Genomic DNA, 21,788 nt, shown 5'->3' with positions numbered 1-21,788 from the left:
CCAATAAAAAAAGAAGTTCCTACTTCCCTAAATAATACTCTTTATACCACTGTGCAAATTTTCTTAGTCCTTCTCTTAAACTTGTGCTCGGCTTAAATCCAAAATCGCGTTCTAATGCCGTTGTATCAGCATAAGTGATTGGGACATCCCCAGGCTGCATCGGCACTAATTTCTTATGTGCTTCAAAATCATAGTCTTTCGGCAATACTCCTGCTCGTATCAATTCTTCCTGAAGTATGGTTACAAAATCAAGCAGATTTTCTGGATGATTGTTTCCTATGTTATAAATTGCATAAGGAGGTAAAGGTAACCCATCTTCTCCCATCTGTTTCTTAGGTGGTTTTTGCATCACCTTAATGATTCCTTCCACAATATCATCAATATAAGTAAAATCCCGTTTACAGTTTCCATAATTGAAGATCTCAATGGTTTCCCCTTTGATCAGTTTATTGGTAAATCCAAAATAAGCCATATCCGGTCTTCCTGCAGGCCCATAAACAGTAAAGAAACGCAGCCCGGTGGATGGAATGTTATAAAGCTTACTATAAGCATGAGCCATCAATTCATTCGATTTCTTGGTAGCTGCGTACAATGAAACTGGATTATCAACTTGATCTTCGGTAGAATAAGGTACATTTTTATTAGAACCATATACCGAGGATGAAGATGCATAAACGAGATGTTGCACACCAGATTCTCCATTATCGTAGCTGTGACGACAGGCCTCTAAAATATTGTAGAAACCAATGAGATTGGATTCTATGTAGGCATCTGGATTAGTGATCGAATACCGCACCCCAGCTTGGGCAGCCAGGTTAATTACAATTGAAGGCTTAAACTCTTGAAAGACTTTATTAACTAAGTTCTTATCCGCAATTGACCCCTTTATGAAAGTCCAACGACTATCTGGATATTCAGCAGCACAAGCTTCAATTCGTTTTAAACGATATTCTTTTAATGATACATCATAATAGTCATTCATATTATCTATACCAATAATGTCAACAAGTGAATGCATTCGCAGTAACTTAAGAACTAGATTTGAGCCTATAAAACCTGTAGCTCCTGTTATTATAAATGTTTCCATATTTATCATACTCCTTTTTTATTTAATATCTAATTAAGTTTGTGTATTCCTTATCGACTTTTGCGTTTATAATTTATCAAGAATAATAATCCACAGACAGTATATGATATAACAGAAGCTATTGATGCTCCCAAATAATCAAATGTCGGTATCAAGAAATAGTTCGCAATTATATTTGCTAAAACAGAAATAAACAGGTATGCACATGCTGTTGATTGATCACCATTTGCAATAAATATAGGCTGTAGTATTTTGAAAAAAGTCAAAGATAAGCAACCAAAGAATAAAATTATTGTTACAAAATATGCATCTAAATACACCTTTCCGTATAAAATGCTTATTGCAAATTTTCCAAACAATAGCCAAACTACTATCCCTAAAATTAAAATGCTTACAGAAACTTTTATTATAGAATAAGTAGTATGATAATCAAACTTTTTATTTGAGGCGTCTCCAAAAAGAACATCTTTAAAAGCATCTGGCACCATTAAAAACATAGAAGCAAAATTTACACCAACACTATAAATTCCAGTCGAATATGAAGAAGACATATTTCTAATCATTACTGTATCAATAGAATAATTTAAAGTTATAAGCACCATTAATATCATTGTGACAAAACCAACTTTATATATCTCCCTTATAACTCTTTGATTTAACCCTTTTAAAGATGGTTTGAATTTATAAATATAACAAATTATAACTATTCTAAAAATTTCAGCTATCCCATAACATAAGAAAACATTTCTTAGCGAACATATCTTCCCCAGAAAAAGAATACCCAAGAATATTGCATAACATACATTAATAAAGACTTGAATTATATTTCTTAAGACATTTCTCTCTATCACAGCAATCATTGAAAAAATTGACTTTAAAACTGAAATTGCTGTAAAAATAACAATTACTTCTCCATAATCAACATGAAATAATTTGACAGTTATCATCCCCAATATAATTACAAGAAAGCTTTGAGAAAAAGCCAAGAAAATAAAAGTATTTCTTAGGTACTCTTTACCTTGTTTTTTTAAAGTTGCATAAGTTTGTCCTAGTCCAAGACTACATAAAATGTATAGTACTTCTACTATCTTCATTACATAAGAGTACTCACCTTTACTTATAACTCCTAGACCTCTATTAATAAAAATTGTAATTATCAATTCAGTTAATATAACAATTATTTTACAAGCAATGGCAACCCAGTAATCTTTTTTTAATTTCATATTTTCAACCTCACCGGTTTAATTTTTGAAATTTGTTCTATCATTACTACTATGAAAAGAACTAAACCAATTTGCTTTACTATCGCAGCTAAAATTGTCCCCAAATCCATTCGAATTGAATAAATTATAACAGTTATAAGATATAAATAAGCAGAAAACCAATATATACTTCTATTAAAATTTCTATAAAATATTTTAATGATAAAACCAACTATACAACTAATTAATATAACGCCAACAATTCCTCCAGTTACATAACCTTCGCCTATGAGTGTGAATCCATATTGGACTGTATTTCCTAAGTAAAAGGTATTTGTAAACCACGATGTTACACTACTTATATTAGGTATAAATATAGATAAAACGTCTGACACATATCTTTCAAAACCCAGACTGTATTTCATTCCACTATTAATAACAACTTGTAAATTTGTTCCTGCTGACTCAAATTCGCCTGAGAACAGTCGTAAAATTATATTTTCTGTGGAATTATTTATAACACCAGTAGAAAGAAAATACTTATACTTGTCTGAAAGAATAAGTATGCCTATTGCTAAAGGAACAAGCATTATTAAATGTTTTTTCTTTAACTTCCCTGTAAAGCATAAAAAAATGACGCTAATTATTAAAAATCTAAAGATAAAGTCTCTTTCACCAGAATACATTGTAATTCCTAGCAATGATAAGCCTGTAATTATCAAAGTTATAAATGATATTTTATTAGTATTTATCCATGCACTCACTATCAATAAAGTATAAAGCATTGTTAAAATCAAAGGAATTCTAAAAACGGCAAGTAATATTAAATTACCACTAGCATATATACTTGCTTTTCCAGCAAAATCACTTCTTCCAAGGAACAAAATAGCTCCTAAAAGAATAAAAATCATTCCTGCATATAAAATTTTATTAAATATGCCTAGGTTAATATTGTGTTTTTCACGAATTAGTTCATTTGTATTTTTTTGGGGGCCGATACAAAACAAAATTACAAAAAAAGCTAAAAGTTGTATAACCATTAATTCTTTGCTATACGCTGCTCGAAGATTTTCTTTTCCTAAGTAAGTTAGTATAGGAAATCCAATACTATATAAACAAAAAAAAGCCGAAAACCAAGTATAAGGGTGCATTAAATCCAGATCACTCATTATTATAGCAACAGCTGAAAAAGCAACTAATCCTAATATATGAATAAGTATTCCATCAGTACTCATTATCAACACTTCAATAGCCATAAAACTGAGTATTATAACTATGTATTTTATGAGGATGTCTTTTTTAATCTTCATTTCAATCGCTCTCCAATTTATTGTGAGTAAATCTATATAACATCAGAATTTATAAAGGTTTCCAAATCTAAAAAACTATCATAGTACAAAGTGTCGTTACTTATTTCTCCGTTATGAGTATATTTTTCAACAATAATTCCTGACTGTATATTATGATAAGATTTAGATGTAAGAAGTATTTTTTTGTGAAACGAAAGTTGTTCGAATTCATGTAAATGGATCTCATTACATAAATTCATTTCACTGAATTTGACAATTAGATTATCAAAATTCAGTCTTTCTGCTCTTCTCATCCATTTATTATAAGCCTCTTGTTTGGTTTTATAATGTAAGAAAACAATTTCTATATCATCATTTATAACACCTATAGGAACATTCATTTGCTGCTTTTCTTCCAATATTTGTGCATATTTAGATTTATATGCGTCTATAATTTTTATTTCTGAATTTATCGATATTTCTAAATTCATCAAAAACTTTATATATTCTTCAGCAAAAAAATATAAGCCAATGGTTGGAGATTTATATTGCAAACCATATCTTCTATAGACACTCCCACCCCAACAATTATTTGATATTATAGAAAAGTCTGTATTGTTCAATTTATTTCTACGCTTAGTACTAAGAAAAATATTATCTATTTTTTCAGTCATTGAAATCATTTTATCAATTGTGAATCGACGAATCATCGTTTGTTCCATATTTTATTTCCTTCAATTCATCAATAATTATTTTAAAATATTGATTTCTCCTTCCATTCAATGTTGATTCTAAATAATCCTTACTGCGTTCAAAATTATGTATCGCATATTTTTCTAAACCCTTGGAAAGCATATTAACAATCACTCTTACAATATCATTACTAGAAGCAGTTTTAACAATACAGTCTTTATCTAATAATTCTGGAGTTCCAGCAATATTCGTCCCTATGCAAGGACACCCTCTACTCATTGCTTCTATTACTGCTCTTGGCAATCCTTCTTGTAAACTCGGTTGAATATATATATCAACTTTATCTATTTGGCTAAATATTTCCTCTTGTGTTAACCATCCTAAAAACACAATTTGATTTTCAACTTTTGCTTTTACAGCCTCATGTAATAAATGTTGTTGATTGCCATTCCCAGCAAGATAATAAGTAACTGTAATTCCTATTGCTTTTAATTTTCCCATTGACCTTACTACAAACCTTTGACCTTTAGATGATAAGTCGATATCTGCGCTAGTCATTATAGCCAATTCCTTACAATTATCTTTATTTTTATTTTTTTAATCTGTTAATCAAAATATCATTAGAAATTTCATTTATTGTAACATTTGAAGCATTAATACTTTGATTTTTACATGGATAATGCTTCTGTAAGTATTTTTCTGTTACATATATAGCATAGTTAGCATTATATGTAATGCTTTTAGTACTTAAATACATATATGGTGCAATGACCTTACCTGAAACACCATGATTCCAATAAGATGCCCAACTGTCACACATTAATTCTACTAAGTAAGATTTATTAACTTTTTCTGCAATTTTACACGAACGAATTGCAATTATAGAAGGTAAACGACCTATTACTAAATCACAATTTCTAATTTTATTCTCAATATCTTTATCATATAGTCCTATTAATGCACTATTAAGGCTCTTGATTTGAATTATATCCCTAATAAAATTAACCTTTACCATACTCGATTCCAAATTAGTAATTTCAATAAATCTTGAGCAAAGAACTACTTCTCCGAAAGCATCCGAATAATGCTTATAAATAGAATATGCTTTCGACGTGAGATAATACTCTCCATTACAAATATGACATCTAAACTCAGACGCAATAAACACTCTCATTTCATTCTCCATTTTTTTATTAATTAGATAACCTTATTCATATTTTCTTTTGAAATTAGAAACAGATGAATTCTTACTGTTACTTATGTTCCAATAAAAATCTATCACTTTAATAGTATTTTTAACATCTCAGCTGTGCAAAAGTAATTATATTATCAGTTATATTTAATATAACCAAAACAAATCTAATATTATGATCCTAATCTGCACTAATTCTTATAGTACATGTGACAACTATTCACTATTTAAGTTTAATTCTATTTTCCTAAACTAAAAAAAACAAAGAACTCTCTTATTACTATGCATTCATTCATATATAAAAGTAAATTATATTTATATTGAAGTTATATATTTACTTCTTAAAATCATTTAAACGCTTCCTACAATTCGCTTTATTTCTTCTATATAAGTATTTACAACTAGCTCTCTGTTGAACTCAGTTTCCATTTTTTTTCTAGCTTTAAGTCCCATTTCTCTCTTACTTTCATATGGTAGATTAATAAATTTTTCCACAGCTTTTATCATTGAATCTACATTTTTTTGTTCAAACAAATATCCTGTTAAACCATCTTCAATTCCCTCTCGAACCCCAGCTATATCTGCCCCTAAGCAAACTCGCCCCATAGCACTATGTTCTAATACAACATTGGTCATTCCTTCATAATAGCTAGGGTGAATAACTGCGTGCGCTAATTCAATATATGGTTTCATATCAATTTTAATCCCACCATATTCAACTATTCCTTTTCCTGCAAGGTCATTAATTTTTTTTTCGTACCTTTTATCATCATATTCACCATAAATAATAAACCGTGTATTAGGATATTTATTCTTTATTCTGGTAGCACATTCTAAAAACTCATTGATACCTTTTATAGAAACAATACGCGCTACAAAGTTAAATATTATTACATCATCATTTGGATAGGGTTTAAGTTTAAAAACATCTAAATTCACACCTGAGCCCGGTATACTTCTGTAATAAAGTTTGTAATCAAAAAGTCTATTAAAATATTCTCTTTCTTCATTATTCTGATACATAATACATGATGCCTTTTGAAATCCTATTTTATAAAGAATTGGCATTAACTTTCCCAGCCAACCTTCGTTATTCATTATCCCTGCATTATTTGTTATATACGGTATATTTAATAGTCTACATACAAAACCACCATATATAGATGATTTTGCTGTATACGTTAATACAATTTTAGGTTGCTCCATTTTAATCACTTTAAAATAATTATAAATCAGTTTCATATCATTTATTGGATTGGTCCCTCTACGATCTACTTGTATATCTATAAAGCGACAACCTTGATTAATAAAATAATCCATCTTACATCCATAAGGACAAACTAAAATAACTTCAAATTTATCTTTAACTAATTTCATTATCAATTCACTTCTGAAATTGAAAAAATTATTATCTTTTGGTGATATTAACAATATTTTTTCCATATAAATTCACTTTCTTTAAACTAGTAAATAGCTTTATAACAAATTAAATTAGTTCTTCTTATTTATACTTTCTTTTTTAAGCTCTATCAAAAGTGCAGGACACATAGCAATCATGATAAATAAAAAAGGTAATGATGCAGCAATCGAAATTGTTTGCAATGGTTTTATGCTCCCTACAGATAATAGTACAAATGCCAATAGTGCCTCAATTATTGCCCAAATTATCTTTTTAAAAATTGGAGGATTAGGATTTCCTTCTGAAGTCATTAAGCTAAGTGAATAAGTAGCTGAATCTGCTGAAGTAATAAAAAATATTGCTAACAACACTATAACAAGAACAGACATTACTTTTACCAAAGGATACTGTGAAAAAATAATAAATACAGCCGTTTCAGGTAAAGCAATTATATCTTTTAACTCCATTAGATTCCAATTTGCAGAAGCGTTTAAAGCAATAGTCCCAAACACAGATAACCATATAATTGTAAAAATCGTTGGAACGATAACAACTCCAATTATAAATTCTCTTATTGTTCTCCCCTTAGAAATCCTTGCAATAAACATTCCGACAAATGGTGTCCAAGCTATGAACCACGCGAAATAAAAAACTCGCCAATTCATTATCCAAGTATTATCTCCATAAGGATTTATCATTAAGACATCTCCTATGAAGTTTTGTATATGCTGACCAACTCCGTTAACAAATGTATCGAAAATCATTGTTGTTGGACCAATCATAAAACCAAGGAATAATAAAATGAAAGCTAAATACGTGTTTATTCTTGAAAGAAATTTAATTCCTTTATTTACACCAGAGACCGCGCTTGCTAAAAAAATACAAGTTATAACAAAAATAATAACAAACCAAGTTTCTTTTTGATTTGGGACATTCCAAAGAAAATTTAATCCTCCAGAAATTTGTGAAACACCTAAGCCCAATGAAGTTGCAACCCCAGCAAATGAGACAACAACAGAAAAAACATCAATTACCTTACCAAAAATTCCTTTTGTTGCTTTTTCACCTACAAGCGGAGTTAATAGATCACTTATTTGTCCTCTTTTATTCTTTCTAAATTGAAAATACGCTAGTCCTAAGCCTACAATTGCAAAACATACCCATTGAGTAATACCCCAATGTAAAAAACAGGTTCTAATTGAAAAGTTTGCTGCCTCAATTGTCCCAGGTTCTATAGGATTAGGAGGTGCAATATAATGTGACAACGGTTCAGCTATACTCCAAAACACTAACCCTATCCCTGTTCCACCACAGAAAAGCATTGCATACCAACTAAAATTACTATATTCAGGCTTACTATCATCAGCCCCTAGTTTTATATTTCCATATTTTGAAAAAGCCAACCACGTTATAAATACACACAAAAAGAAAATAAAAAGAAGATATAACCAACCGAATTTGTCACTAACAAAAGTCATAACAACACTTGAAACAGCATTTAAACTATCATTGAACAAACTGCCATATGCAATTAAAATAACAGCTATAATAATCGATATAAAAAAACAATATTTCTCTTTATAAATCTAATCATTCCCCTATATCTCCCTTTTTTCTAATTCCATTAGCCCAATTTTTCAAAATTTCCTAACATCTCGCGAAAAGGATCCAAATCATTTTCATTATAGTAGAAACAACACTCTGTCTTTTTAAAATCTGATATCCACTGTGAGAGATCAATTTTCTTCGAATTCACTCTTTTCATATAATCAACAGGCTCAACCATTGCCATGAAATTATTAGGAATTGGTTTATAAACATCTTCAGGAATTTTTTTATTAATTGTGGATTCAGCCCACAAAACTGGAAGTGACATGCCAGCATAAGTCGAGGCATAACTCCATGTTGAATTTCTAAAATTGATTTCACTAAAATAATAATTGTCATTATTATCAATTAAAAATTCAATAGAAAAAATACCTTCAAAACCTATTTCTTTTAACATTGCTTTTAATGCAATTTCCATCTCAGGATTATCAAAATTACTGACTGTCATATATGGGCTATAATAACCTGGAATTTGATAATTATATTTCGAAGCTATGGAAATAAACATATCTTCTCCAGCATTAATTGAATAACCATCTAAACATAATTCGTTCTTTTTTTCAATATACTCTTGAAGTAAAACTATGGATGATGATATTCCATTATATGCCTTTATTAACTCTGCTTCAGAAAAGCATATATGGACATCAGATTTCCATTTTCCACTGTTAGGTGAAATGGACTTTGTTATAATTGGATATCCAATACTGTCAGGAATTTCTCCTCTTGACACAACAATTGAATTCAATATTTTTAATCCATGTTTCTTAGCTAATTCAAGTATATTCTTTTTATCCATATACTTTGCAATCTGTCCCTTATCGCCTGCATTAAAGAAATAGAAATTATCTTTTAGTTCATCATAATGTTCATCCAAATATCCCTCTGTTTTATCATCACAAGTAATAACAAAAGGTTTATATTTATATTTTGAACTAAAGTTTTTAACTAAGATATTAAATCCTTCTTCTACATTTTTAACTTTATAACATTCTTTTACATATTTACTCTTCACGGTAAGGTCAACTTTATGTTTAACTGCTATCAAAACAGGATTGATACCTGCCTCTCCTAAAGATCTAACTACCCCCAGTGGATTATAATGATCTAAAGCGAATACAATAAACACATGATCTTTAATCCCATTTTCCATAATTTATGCCCCTCCTTTAAGTCTCATCTTCATAGATTTTTTTATCAAATAAAACCGTTTTGGCTAATAAGAAACAGATTCGTATATCTTGTAAAAATGAAATATTATCTACATAATCTGCATCCATATTGAATTGAAGTTCTCTATCAAAAGAAGCTCTGTTATTAATATCTATCGTACAGCTTAATCCAGGCCTTACCTCATAACGTTTACAAAAATGAGAATTATCTATATAAGGTTCAAATTGTATCGGTAATATTGGTCGCGGTCCAATTATTGACATTTGTCCTTTTAGGATGTTTACAAACTGTAAAATTTCATCTAAACTCGTCTTTCTTAAAAAAGCGCCTATCTTAGTAATTCTACTATCTGTAGAAAGTGTAACGATTCCGTCTTTTTCAGACATATCCTTGGTCATTGTTCTAAACTTATAAATAGTAAATTCTTTTCTGTCTTTCCCTAATCTTATTTGCTTAAAAACAATTGGGCCTTCACTATCTAGTTTTATTGCAATAGAAATGACAATTATCGGTATGAAGAGAACTATTAAAGCAATTAAAGCAATAACGAAATCGATTGTATACTTAATATAATGTTTATACATTAAAATCACTCTTTTCAATTTGCTTCAAATACAATTTCAAATGCTTCTGCATAGTTTAGTCCAGATTGACAACCACGATAAGCCGCAAGTCCTTCATACGCTTTAATAGATCTTGGATGTGGAAATGGACGCATAACCCCTTTATAAGCTTGTAATGCTTTTATTTTAACATTTAATCCTTCGTCACCAATTTCAACAAATCGATTAGGAATAAATCTATGTGATGAAGAATCTAACGACCATTCTGTTGCTGAAGGTGTCTCCATATACATAAAAAGTTTTAAACGATAAGCAACTTTCTTTCTTTGAAAATATCTACACGCGGCTTGCACTGCATAGCTAGTAATTACATGATCATTATTAGTATCAGCAGGATGATGCGTTATAATTGCTTCTGCACTAAAATCATTTATGCAAGATTCTATGAATTGAACTAAATCAAGATGAGGAACGGTATTCATTTTTATATTAGGGAAATTGGCATGATAAACCGTTTTCACTCCAAGAATATTCATCGCTTCCTTTTCATCTTCTAGTAAAGTCTCAGATAAATTAGACCTTGCTTTAACTTGACTAGACATGATAGCTATCGCAACATTGTTTCCTTCCTTAATTAATTTATGAATTGTACCTCCAGCTGCATCAGATTCATCATCCGGATGCGCAACAACAAATAAATAATTCATTATATCCCCCTTCAAATCAAATCACATGATATTTTTACACATTAGAATATATTAAGCTTTCACTTGTTTACACTCACTAAGTCTCTGAATTTTTCTTTCTTCAATCTCATCCTGTTTCTTTTCAGGATGATAGGTTGGGATAATCTCAGAAACTAGCTGTTTAATTGTTGCACTGTTTGTGTAACTGGCTTCTGATAAGATCTCGATTTGATCCATAAACTGTTTCACATCAAAAGCAATGGGCTTTGCGATATGAATCAATTGATTCGGGGTTGTTTGTAACCCTTCTTCTGCCATTAGTTTCTCTTCGTATAATTTCTCACCGGGTCTTAAGCCCGTATACTCAATCTGGATATCCACATTCGGCTTATAACCCGACAGCTTAATCAGATTTCTTGCCAATGTATCAATCTTCACCGGATCTCCCATATCTAAGACGAAGATTTCTCCTCCCTTGGCATAGGTTCCGGCTTGCAAGACCAAGCTCACAGCTTCCGGAATCGTCATGAAGTATCGAATGATATCTGGATGTGTTACCGTCACCGGTCCGCCTTCTGCGATTTGTTTCTTAAACAAAGGAATTACTGATCCGTTGCTTCCTAATACATTCCCAAAGCGCACTGCCACAAATTCCGTTTTGACTTGGTTTTGACAGATCTCTTGGATTGGATTCCACGTATGCGACCAAAGCTGAGGAAGAAGCTGATAGCTTCCGGTCTGACTGATTTGATTCATACTCTGAATCACCATCTCACACAGCCGCTTACTCGCTCCCATGATATTCGTAGGATTCACTGCTTTGTCGGTACTGATAAGGACAAATCGTTGACAGCCATTCTTTAATGCGGCATACGCTGTTTTATACGTACCGATGACATTGTTTTTTATGGCTTCATTGGGGCTTCCTTCCATCAATGGGACATGTTTATGCGCTGCCGCATGATAGACGATATCCGGTTTATATGTTTCAAAGACACTATCAATTCTTCGGCTGTCCCGAACAGAGCCAATTAAAACAACCAAGTTTAACTCTGGATATTTCCGTTTCAATACCTGTTCAATGTCATAAGCATTATTTTCATAGATTTCAAAGAGAATGAGTTGTTTAGGATGATGGCCTGCGATCTGACGGCATAATTCACTGCCGATTGATCCGCCTCCACCTGTAACTAAAATAACTTTCCCTTTCAAGTGTTCAAAGATTTCATCCATATTAACTTGAATGGGTTCTCTTCCCAAGAGATCTTCCACGGCTACTTCTTTCATCTTAGAAAAAGCGACATCGCCATTGACCATCTGATAGATTCCCGGAAGCATCTTCAGCTCACAGCCGGTTTCTTTACAGATATTTAGAATATCGCGTTTTGCTTTTGCTTTGGCACTCGGAATTGCCACTAGAATCTGTTGGATTTGATACTTCTCAACGTTAGCTAAGATATCATCCCGGCCTCCGACAATCGGAATCCCATCAATGAAGCGTCCCCATTTATTTGGATTATCATCAATGATGCATTGAACCTTGCCTACGTCAAACTCCGTCCTCTGAACATCTCGTAAGATCAGTCGACCCGCATCCCCCGCTCCAATTAACATGATGTTCTTTTCCTGTTTCTTTTTAGCCATTTTCTCTCTTCGGCTTCTTTCTAATAAAACAAACCGATAAGAGAAACGAATTCCAATGGTTAAACAGAATTGGATAATCATCCCAAATAAGTAGTAAGACGTTGGCATCGGCTGAAAAAACGTCATAATTCCTAAAGCATGAAGAATTCCCGTCACTATCGTCGCAGCTGTGACTCTTAACAGTTCACTGTATCCCGCAAAACGCCATAAGCTGCGATAGAGCTTTAAACTGAAAAAGATAATTAAACAGATCACCGTATAAATGGGCACGAATTGCATCCATGCATTCAAATAAATTAAAGGAATCCTTGTAAACTGACAATCAAAGCGAAACCATAAGGCAAGCAGATACGCTAAGTTTACAGTGATAGCATCATAAACGATCAGGTACAAAGAGATCACATGCCAGTGTTCAATCTTTCGTTTTCTTTCCTGCATCTTTTCTCTCCCCTTCCCTCAACTAAAAAACGACTTCTGTCAAAACCACAAAAATCGTTTCTTCTTTTTCTCTATTTCTTGATATTCCACTCTGATTTCTTCATTGACCAAAAGCTTCCCTGGATTCTCTTCGGTCAATTGCTTTGCGACTCTCATCCCGAATTCTTCTTCGAGTAAGTCATAAGCTTCCTTTAAAATTAAAGGACGGTATTTATTATGCGCATCACTGGCAATAAAGCTGACAAATCCATGTTCAATCATAGAAAACAAGATTCTCTTCGTTTCCTTCTTAAATAAACTATTCTGATTTGACTGAAGTAAATAGCCTTCCTTCAACCAGCGCAAGCAGAAATTAGGATTATCTTGAACATAGCGATATCGCTCAGGATGAGCGATAATAATCCAATACTTCAGAGATAATTCATAGAGAATCTCATCATATTCCTCTTTATAATCGTGGAATGGAAACTCAACGAGAATCGTATCGGATTCTGCCAAAGTTAAGATGTCTCCCTTTTCCAATAATTCTGGCAAATCCGGGTGAATATAAAGCTCATTCCCTAAGTGAAGCTTAATTGAACCTGGATACGCTTGTTTTAGTTCATTGAATCGTTTCACTAATTCTGAAGCTTTTATCCGATACTCGCCATTCTTCATGAAGTGGGGTGTGGTAATTAACTCTGTAATCCCATCTTCTTCTGCTTGTTTTAATAAAGCTAAAGATTCTTCTATACTCTGACTCCCATCATCCACTCCAGGCACTAAATGACTATGGCTATCGATCATTTCTTCTTGCCGCTTTTCTTATTCAATGAACTTAACAAATTCGTTTGTTTCTTTTTACTCGGAGCTTTCTTCTGACTGTCACTGTAACGATAGCCATAGCTGTTATAGTATTTCTTCTGAACTGGCATCATGGTCATCACAATCCCAATGACGTTGACTTGGGTCTGTTCTAACTGATCCTTCACTCGCAGTAATTCCTTACGGTCATTTCGATTGGAAGCGCAGACAAGAATTGTCCCGTCACAATAACTGGCCGCTACCACACCATCGGTGACTAAGCCCACTGGAGGGCAATCTAATAAAATCAAATCATACTCTGCTCTTCGTTCATCAATAAATACTTTTAACGCATTCGACTGAATGAACTCCGAAGCAAATGGAATCTTTGTCCCCGCTGTAATCACATCCACATGTTCATAAGGCTGTAATACAACCTCTTCAAACTCGGCCTGATGACCTATAATATCCGAGATTCCTTTTTTATTCTTTAGTTTCAGCTTCTTATGGATCGTAGGCATTCTTAAGTCCAAATCAATGACAAGAACTTTCTTTTGAAGCTGAGCATAAACCATTGCCAAATTTAAGACACAAGTACTTTTTCCCTCCTGTGCCGTTGTGGATATAATATTAATTACTTTCATATCCTTATCGAAATTGCGCATTAAGATATTGGTTCTTAAGGTACGATAGGCTTCCGATGCAGGAGCATCTGGATCCGTTAATGTAATCAATTCATCTCCTACTCTTAACATTACTCTGTCCCCCCTGCATTCATATCTGGAATCAAACCAATAATCGGATAATCAAAGATCTGTTTCATTTCTTCTTCGGTTCGAATATTCCGATCATTCAATAAGAGATACACCACTATACATCCATCAATGACACAACCTAATAAAAATCCAACTAACGTATTTCTCATTGTAGAAGGACTGGATTTCTTCTCAGGTACTTTGGCGGAATTCAGAACAGTGACATTTTCAATATTCATAATGGAATAGATTTTATCCTGGAACACACGGACAACTTCATTCGCAATGGTCGCAGCTTCTTTAGAATCTTTAGAAGTAACCGCAACCGTGATAACTTCTGTATCTTTCACTGAACTGATTTTGACAATTTTCTGATACCCTTCTGTATCTAAATCATCTAACTTCAGATTTTGAATGACTTCATCACTAATGGCTTCACTCTTTAGGATTTCACTGTAAGTATTAACTAATTTTTGTGATGTCTGAAGATCATTATAGCTAATCTGTTGACTGTCTGGATTCGACTTCTGGACAATAATCAGCTTCGTTTCTGCAGTATATTTCTTTGGTATCAAAAACAGAGTTACTAAGGCGGCAACGGCAGAGGTTGCTAGGATGATCAAAGCGAAAAGTTTGAAATGCTTTTTAATGATTTCAAACACCCGCGAAAGATCAATTTCAATTTCGTCGTTTTCGTTCATTTTCTATATCCCCTTTATTCTCTTCTCTATAATAAAGAACCCTATCTTCAGGATCCTCCGAATTGATTTTGAATATTCTTTTCTAATTGAACAATGGTAGAACTTGGCTGATAACTCTCATCCTCATAGATATTCCAATGAAGTTCTTTCGCTAAGTCTTCGTAGTTTTCCATCATATAAATTGGGCTGAATCCATTGTATTCAATGACTTTCTCAATCGAATCCATCCCTTTCGATGGAATTTGGAATTGATCAATATGCTTTAAATCAAAGCTTAACAAGGAAGTGATATCATTTTTGATTTCGTTATTCGTTAAGTTGGTTTCCACATAAGGAAGCATTTCATCCACGATTTCCATTAATTCAAACACATTCTTTTTAACTAACTTCTCTAAGATTTTTAATATAATATCATTCTGTCGATCCATCCGATGAAAATCATCGTCTGTTTCTCTAATTCTACAGTAGTATGTTATTTGGGCTCCATTTAAATGATACACTCCATTCTCTTCTCTCGCCCCCTGATCATACATCATTTGAGATAAGAGTCCTTCCGGCAATACTAAATCAATTCCACCAATTAAATCAACTAAAGTTTCTAATGCTTCAAAACTAAAACCGACATATTGCGTGATATCCAAGTCAAAGTTATAATTCAACATTTTTACTGCCAGTTCTGGCCCACCTCGCCAATGCGCATGATTCAATTTATCATAATCATTGTAAGGTTCTGGAATCCAAATTAAAGTATCACGTTGAACAGAAGTGATCTTAATCTTTTTAGAATCAAAATCCAAAGAAACAATCTTTGTGGCATCAGAACGTTCCATTTCATAGTCATTCCATTGCGCTTTTCTGGCATTATCCGATCCAAATAAGGCGATATTCACAATGCGATGATTTTTGACTTGATCTAAGACTTCTTGGCTGACTAAAGCGTCTTCGTTAGAGAGTTTTCTAGAACGGATCGTTCTGTTCAATAAAGAATCAATATAGAGATTTCCACCCAAAACTAGAATTAAGATTAAAGAAACAAGAACACCTATTAGTATCAATAAGATCCTTGTTTTCTTGTCTTTTTTGTGGGTGTTTTTCTGTTTTTTCAATCTGTCACATCCTTTGGTTTATATAAAAAAGGTAGGCTTCGCCACCTCAAGCACACGATGAGTTTGTAAAAGATGATCTCGGATGAATTAAAAGTGCCGCAACAACTATTTGTTTTCTATCCAATTTTTTCGATTACTTCTAAGCCTACGATTAAGGCTATCGTTTGACCACATAGCTGGACAGGCAATGTCGCTAGGCGTTGATGGCGTTTAATCTTCTGAATTTCTTTTTCATGACCTTGTAAAGGACCTTTTAGGACGTGGAGTTCTCGTTGTCGAATTACACCTGTTGAAAATCGTAGAATCCTTTGACTGTCTAATAATTGACTTAAACAAGCTTTCTCCTTATTAGATAAGGAATAATAAGTATCCGATTCTAATCGAATGAGTTCTGATCCCGATTTCTTTAAAGCAAGCCAGTCATTCAACTTCTGGGTAAATTGCGGTGGTGATTCCGGATCGCAGACCATAACCGTCCCCGGAAACAACAGTCGTTGGGTTATCTCTGTGAATTCCCCTTTTTTAAAATACATTTCTTTCTTTGGGATAAAGGCGTCAAAGCCTGAATTAATCAGGATCTGTTTTACTTTCTCTTCTTCAAATCGTTCAGTTTCAATAAAATACCAGTTCAACCCTTCACCCCCTTTTAATAAAAAAATGACCGCTTCTCTCGCCACCTGCGAAGTCGTCAACAAGCCTGTAATTTAAAGTAGACTTTTATTGACATTAAAAAGTGAGCCATTTATAATGAATAAAGGCTGAATAAACATGTTATTTACAGTAATTTCCAGCTCTAGTTTATCAGTCAAAAAAAGTCTAATTTTTTTTACACAATTAGAAGAAAAAATGTCATCAACGACAAAATTAATGTCATGAATGATTAGTCTTTATTTCTGTGAATAACTTAAAAAATAAAAAAAGAGCTGCAACGCTTTTAGGTATTTGCGTCACAGCTCCTTCATTAAACTATATCTAATCCTATTTTAGTACATAATGGCTGAGTTTCCCATTGCCTACACTCTGCAGTTTGCCTTCTTCACATAACTGCCGCAGCAAACGAAAGGCTTTTGTTGACCCCGCTTTTAATAATTCTTCTACATCTTTTCTAGTTACTTGACCTTGTTTTAAGGCTATTTCTAAGATTCTATTTTTTTGTTTTTCTAATATACCTTCGAATTCATCAGAAGATTCTAATCTCACAAGTTCACTGAACTCATTTCGGTTTGGTAAAGTCACTCGGAACACACCCTTCGCTGTTTCAAAGACAGGATGTCTTTCTTCGTTATGATAAGCGCGCTGGATTTTGTTAATTCCCGTTCCATAACTTTCTATTAAACGCATGCGATAGAACAAAGCAGCCAAATTTGGATTTCTTGATTGCGAAACACCTAAGAAAATCGATTTCATTTCCAGTCCAGGAACTAATCCACCCAGCGATACAAATTCAATCCGATCATCATAAATATTAATGATATTACTTCCGCTAAATGAGTAATCTCGATGAACAATACAATTTAATAGAGCTTCTCTTACGGCTTCTTGAGGATAATCACGTTTATCCATACGATCTAGTCCAGAGAATGTGGCTTTGGTTTTATTCACCAAATCGATAAATTCGTAGACTTCCTCCAGCTGCTTTAAAATTGATCCGAAAAACTCTTTTCGATCCCTGAATACGGCTTTATCCATTCCTTGAAATAAAGCAACTTTTATCGTTACTTCACATTGGTCAGAAACCAAGTAGGCTAAATTTGTATACAGTCCATCATCTCCAATTAGTTTTAAAGTTTTCATTTTAGATGAACTGAAATCAACTGATTTTTTCTCTAATTCTTTACTCAGTGTTAAAAAGGTAAGTTCTTGAGTCAAACTTCTTAAAGCTTCATAGGATTTTCCGCTACTTTGAACAATCATCTCGCGAATTCCTTCATCTGTCATCGGTTGTGAGGAACTTCCCTTCCGGATATAGACACCGATTGGTTTCAAGCCTTTCTCTTTAAGATAATAAGGACGATTGATCCCTGTTGACACATGAACTTCAATAATGAATTTACCTTCTGTTTTCTTCGTTTTCACAGTCACAAAAGGCATGATATCCGGAGCTATGGAATCTTTCAATGAATTCACAATTTGAAGCATCACAGAATCGGGATCCACCACACCTAAAACACTTCCATCCTTGCGGATTCCGATAAGAATGGTTCCTCCTTCTGCATTCGCAAAAGCAATCACTTCTTTTCTTATATCCGAAGTGTATTCCTGTTTAAACTCCAAATCGTGGTTTTCAAAGTCAAACATGTCACGGCCTCATTTCTTTCTCTTTCTATCCTATCAGAGAAAGAAAGAAAGAGCAAGAACAAAGTTCAGCGAGTCCGCAAAAAAACTGCAGCACTTTGAATTCATGCTGCAGTCTGTTTCTCTGATTCTTAGAAATGTTTTACGCGGTCTTCATACTTCGCGTAGATCGCATCATTGTTGAAGCCATCGACGTTCTGACTCTGGAATACCGGCAGTTCACAGCCTTCAGCCGCCAGGATCTTCAGTGCTTCATTGACGATCGTATCCAGAACAAAGATGCTGGAGATTGTGCTGCCTGGGCCGGTTGCAACGCCGCCGACATTCATCAAAGCATCGCCATCTGGAACACAGTTGTCCAGAATGCAGTCAACGCACTCAAACAGACGCTTGCCGCTAGGATGACGGCTGGTTGTGTTCTGCGACTGATGCAGATTGGTTAAAGCGATAGAATAAACGCCCTCTTTCTGGCAGCGCATCGCCATTTCTACTGGAACAGCGTTACGGCCGGAGTTGGAGATAATGATCATGATATCGTCTTTGTCAATTTTATACTGATCAAAGATGACATCCGCCAAACCGGAAACCTTTTCCATGGCACCGCTGCGGCGAGCGCCGAAGTTAGTCAGCGCATCCGGATCCAGAATCGCATTGACATTGCCCAGTCCGCCGGCACGGCAGAACAGTTCAATGCCGATCATGTGGGAATGACCTGTGCCAAAGACATGGATGATGTGGTTATTCTTGATGTTGTCGGCAAACTTGACTGCCAATTCCTGGATTTTTTCCTTGTTAGCATCATCCACCGTGTGCAGCAGCTCATCAACCTTGTTCATGTATTCAAAATTGTACATTTTAGTACCTCCCTTTTCCTTAATTAAATACGGCCTGCGTATTTCTGTCTTAATTCTGCATTGTGTCTGCGGTTTTCTTCGGTTTCTTCACTCAGCAACAGCGGCAGTTCCACGCCCTTCTCACTTAACAGCCGGCAGGTTTCTGTCGTGATCGACTGAGCGATAAAGGCACCAGTAATCGAAGAAATCGAGCAGATCTTTTCAATCTTGCCAGTTTCAATCAGCGCATCGCCCTGCGGACCGCAGTTATCAATGACCACATCGCCCATCTCATACAGCTTCTTGCCGCTTGGATGACGGCTGGCTTCTGCACTGGTATGCTGCCAGCTGGTCACAACGATGACCTTGTGGCCTTCTGCCTTCGCTTTGATCGCAAAGTCAATGACGACGCCGTTGATTCCGGAATTCGAGATGATAATGAAGCTGTCCTGCGGACGGATGTCATACAGGTCGTACAGTCGATCGGCAATATCCGCACGGCGTTCAAAAATATTGTCCGGATCTTTAAACTCCGCCAGCGTAACCTTGCCATGCAGCACGAAATCACTGGTGACGATCGTATGGAATGGAACTAAAGAGCCCGGACGGCCTGCCAGTTCCATGCCAAATCCAACAGAATGCCCGGAACCAAAGACATGCACAACGCCGCCCTGAGCAATCGTTTCCGCGCAGACCTCTGAAGCCTTGCGGATATTGTCCATTTCTTTGCCTTCCAGTACATCGACAACTTTCAGCATTTCCTCATAGAACAAATCCATTGTAATTTCTTTCATGAGCGCACCTCCTAGGAATTCCAGCGTCCCAGATAGACATCTGAGATTTCGCGGTTATGGACATCGGCACCCTTCACATTGGCGCTCAGCAATACCGGACAGTCATGGCCTAATCCGGTCAGATAGTGATAAGTTTCAGCACACAGCATCTGTGCAATAACGTTGCCGGTCACTGTGGAAACCTGATTGATCTTCTGACCATTTTCCAGAGAAACTACCATATCCGGACTTGGCGCGCAGTTATCCAAAATCAGATCTGCATAATCCGTCAGTTTCTTCCCGGATGGATGACGGGAAACCGAAGCCTCCGCTTCCGCCTTTGACGTCACCACGATCAGCTTGCGGCCCATTTCTTTGACTTTCTTTGCAAATTCAACGATAACACCGTTGTTGGCCGGATTGGAAATCAGAATGAACATATCGTGATCATCGATATTGTACATATCCCACAGTTTGTCCGCCAAATCAGTGCGGTCGTTAAAATCAGGCTGGTTCGCTTCTTCCGGAGAAACGATGCCGCGCAGCAATAAATCCTCCATTTTGATCTGGTGGAACGGCATCAACCCGCCGGCACGATACCCCAGTTCCATGGAAAACGCCAGTCCATGTCCTAACCCGAACAACTGAACAAGACCGTTTTCCAGCATGCAGTCGCCCATCATTTTGGCAGCCTGGTAAATCGGCTCTCTCTGAGTGTTTTTAACCTCTTCCAGAGCGTGTTTGGCAGCTGAGAAAAATTCTTTTGCTTCAGCCATACTGAAACCTCCCTTTCACGCAGAATCACTCCCGCGAATGACCCTTTACGCTGACTTTATGATAGCTATTTTCTGGGACAGTGTCAACCGCTTTCACGATGTTTTTGGATAATTTAATCAATTTGTCACATAATATATAGAATAAATAATTTGACGCTGGAGCGGACAAAATAAAAGAAGAACCTATCTGTCGATTCTTCTATTCCATATGCCGTTTTATAATTAAAGAAATGATGGAAGCCGCCAGTTTCGGATCTTCATTGCAGACGATGAATTTATATTGATCCACCAGTTCCATCTCCCGGCTGGCCTTGCTTAAGCGTTGCTGCACGATTTCTTCCGGCTCAGTACCGCGACCGCGGATCCGTTTTTCCAGCTCTTCCATGCTAGGCGGGATGATAAAGATCGTCAGGGCATCCGGACATTTCTCCATCACCTGCTGACAACCCTGCACTTCGATTTCCAGCAGCACATTTTTCCCCTCGCTGCGCAGCTTTTCAACGTTTTTTAGCGGTGTTCCGTAATAGTTGCCGACAAATTCCGCATACTCCAGCAGCTCGCCGTCCTTAATCGCCTGTTCAAAGGTCGGACGGTCAACAAAGTTATAATTGACACCTTCCACTTCCCCCGGCCGCATCCCGCGGGTCGTCATGGAAACCGAATACGCTAAATTTAATTCCGGATCCTCAACAAACTCCTTCAGAATCGTCCCCTTCCCGACTCCGCTTGGTCCGCTCAGCACGATCAGCAACCCCTTTTTCATGCTTCCTTCCTCCTTTTGCCTTAGTTTAA

Annotated in this window: 22 protein-coding genes; all 22 read right to left on the bottom strand. The window is 35.1% G+C overall.

Annotated features, from left to right (window positions below):
• Positions 1–19: 19 nt before the first annotated feature.
• Positions 20–1,087, bottom strand: a complete 1,068-nt coding sequence (locus BN162_RS01700) for an NAD-dependent epimerase/dehydratase family protein (RefSeq protein WP_020223324.1) — start codon at positions 1,085–1,087, stop codon at positions 20–22.
• Between the two features lie 50 nt (positions 1,088–1,137).
• Positions 1,138–2,310: an MATE family efflux transporter gene (locus BN162_RS01695; RefSeq protein WP_020223323.1), complete on the bottom strand. Its 1,173-nt coding sequence runs from the start codon at positions 2,308–2,310 to the stop codon at positions 1,138–1,140.
• On the bottom strand, positions 2,307–3,599 hold the full coding sequence (locus tag BN162_RS01690) for an O-antigen polymerase (protein WP_020223322.1): 1,293 nt from the start codon (positions 3,597–3,599) through the stop codon (positions 2,307–2,309). Before BN162_RS01690 ends, BN162_RS01695 begins: the two co-directional genes overlap by 4 nt.
• 32 nt (positions 3,600–3,631) lie before the next feature.
• Positions 3,632–4,300 carry a DUF1919 domain-containing protein gene (locus tag BN162_RS01685; protein ID WP_020223321.1) on the bottom strand — a complete coding sequence of 223 codons (669 nt, stop codon included), beginning with the start codon at positions 4,298–4,300 and terminating at the stop codon, positions 3,632–3,634.
• A complete protein-coding gene (locus BN162_RS17575) occupies positions 4,266–4,838 on the bottom strand; it encodes a glycosyltransferase family 4 protein (protein WP_341871901.1) in 573 nt (190 codons plus the stop codon). Before BN162_RS17575 ends, BN162_RS01685 begins: the two co-directional genes overlap by 35 nt.
• A gap of 22 nt (positions 4,839–4,860) precedes the next feature.
• Positions 4,861–5,445, bottom strand: coding sequence for a hypothetical protein (locus tag BN162_RS17570; protein ID WP_051032495.1), 585 nt, complete (start codon positions 5,443–5,445; stop codon positions 4,861–4,863).
• 369 nt (positions 5,446–5,814) lie between these two features.
• Positions 5,815–6,906: a glycosyltransferase family 4 protein gene (locus BN162_RS01675; protein ID WP_020223320.1), complete on the bottom strand. Its 1,092-nt coding sequence runs from the start codon at positions 6,904–6,906 to the stop codon at positions 5,815–5,817.
• Positions 6,907–6,954: 48 nt separating this feature from the next.
• Positions 6,955–8,415, bottom strand: a complete 1,461-nt coding sequence (locus BN162_RS01670; RefSeq protein WP_261797833.1) for a BCCT family transporter — start codon at positions 8,413–8,415, stop codon at positions 6,955–6,957.
• A 71-nt stretch (positions 8,416–8,486) separates the two neighbouring features.
• A complete protein-coding gene (locus tag BN162_RS01665) occupies positions 8,487–9,623 on the bottom strand; it encodes an ATP-grasp domain-containing protein (RefSeq protein WP_020223318.1) in 1,137 nt (378 codons plus the stop codon).
• Between the two features lie 16 nt (positions 9,624–9,639).
• On the bottom strand, positions 9,640–10,227 hold the full coding sequence (locus BN162_RS01660; RefSeq protein WP_020223317.1) for a sugar transferase: 588 nt from the start codon (positions 10,225–10,227) through the stop codon (positions 9,640–9,642).
• 14 nt (positions 10,228–10,241) lie between these two features.
• Positions 10,242–10,913, bottom strand: coding sequence for a PIG-L deacetylase family protein (locus tag BN162_RS01655; protein WP_020223316.1), 672 nt, complete (start codon positions 10,911–10,913; stop codon positions 10,242–10,244).
• 51 nt (positions 10,914–10,964) lie between these two features.
• Entirely contained in the window at positions 10,965–12,974 is a 2,010-nt protein-coding gene (locus BN162_RS01650) for a nucleoside-diphosphate sugar epimerase/dehydratase (protein WP_020223315.1), read from the bottom strand.
• 39 nt (positions 12,975–13,013) lie between these two features.
• Positions 13,014–13,760, bottom strand: a complete 747-nt coding sequence (locus BN162_RS01645; protein WP_020223314.1) for a tyrosine-protein phosphatase — start codon at positions 13,758–13,760, stop codon at positions 13,014–13,016.
• Positions 13,757–14,512: a CpsD/CapB family tyrosine-protein kinase gene (locus BN162_RS01640; protein WP_020223313.1), complete on the bottom strand. Its 756-nt coding sequence runs from the start codon at positions 14,510–14,512 to the stop codon at positions 13,757–13,759. The genes BN162_RS01645 and BN162_RS01640 overlap by 4 nt, the downstream gene beginning before the upstream one ends.
• Positions 14,512–15,213: a YveK family protein gene (locus tag BN162_RS01635; protein WP_020223312.1), complete on the bottom strand. Its 702-nt coding sequence runs from the start codon at positions 15,211–15,213 to the stop codon at positions 14,512–14,514. Before BN162_RS01635 ends, BN162_RS01640 begins: the two co-directional genes overlap by 1 nt.
• A 47-nt stretch (positions 15,214–15,260) precedes the next feature.
• Positions 15,261–16,319 carry an LCP family protein gene (locus tag BN162_RS01630; RefSeq protein ID WP_020223311.1) on the bottom strand — a complete coding sequence of 353 codons (1,059 nt, stop codon included), beginning with the start codon at positions 16,317–16,319 and terminating at the stop codon, positions 15,261–15,263.
• A 116-nt stretch (positions 16,320–16,435) separates the two neighbouring features.
• The gene (locus BN162_RS01625) at positions 16,436–16,951 is read right to left on the bottom strand and encodes a transcription termination/antitermination NusG family protein (protein ID WP_020223310.1); all 516 of its coding nucleotides are present in this window, start codon (positions 16,949–16,951) and stop codon (positions 16,436–16,438) included.
• A gap of 346 nt (positions 16,952–17,297) precedes the next feature.
• Positions 17,298–18,617, bottom strand: a complete 1,320-nt coding sequence (locus tag BN162_RS01620) for an RNA-binding domain-containing protein (protein WP_020223309.1) — start codon at positions 18,615–18,617, stop codon at positions 17,298–17,300.
• A gap of 128 nt (positions 18,618–18,745) precedes the next feature.
• Positions 18,746–19,468 carry a sugar isomerase domain-containing protein gene (locus BN162_RS01615; RefSeq protein WP_020223308.1) on the bottom strand — a complete coding sequence of 241 codons (723 nt, stop codon included), beginning with the start codon at positions 19,466–19,468 and terminating at the stop codon, positions 18,746–18,748.
• A 23-nt stretch (positions 19,469–19,491) separates the two neighbouring features.
• A complete protein-coding gene (locus BN162_RS01610; protein ID WP_020223307.1) occupies positions 19,492–20,241 on the bottom strand; it encodes a sugar isomerase domain-containing protein in 750 nt (249 codons plus the stop codon).
• 11 nt (positions 20,242–20,252) lie between these two features.
• Positions 20,253–20,996, bottom strand: a complete 744-nt coding sequence (locus BN162_RS01605) for a sugar isomerase domain-containing protein (RefSeq protein WP_020223306.1) — start codon at positions 20,994–20,996, stop codon at positions 20,253–20,255.
• Positions 20,997–21,195: 199 nt separating this feature from the next.
• The gene (gmk, locus tag BN162_RS01600) at positions 21,196–21,759 is read right to left on the bottom strand and encodes a guanylate kinase (RefSeq protein WP_020223305.1); all 564 of its coding nucleotides are present in this window, start codon (positions 21,757–21,759) and stop codon (positions 21,196–21,198) included.
• Positions 21,760–21,788 lie beyond the last annotated feature (29 nt).

It is taken from the genome of Holdemania massiliensis AP2 (assembly GCF_000327285.1).
Classification (GTDB): Bacteria; Bacillota_I; Bacilli_A; order Erysipelotrichales; family Erysipelotrichaceae; genus Holdemania; species Holdemania massiliensis.
The sequence above is the reverse complement of the archived record's forward strand: the minus strand, read 5'-3'. Positions and strand labels throughout refer to the sequence as shown.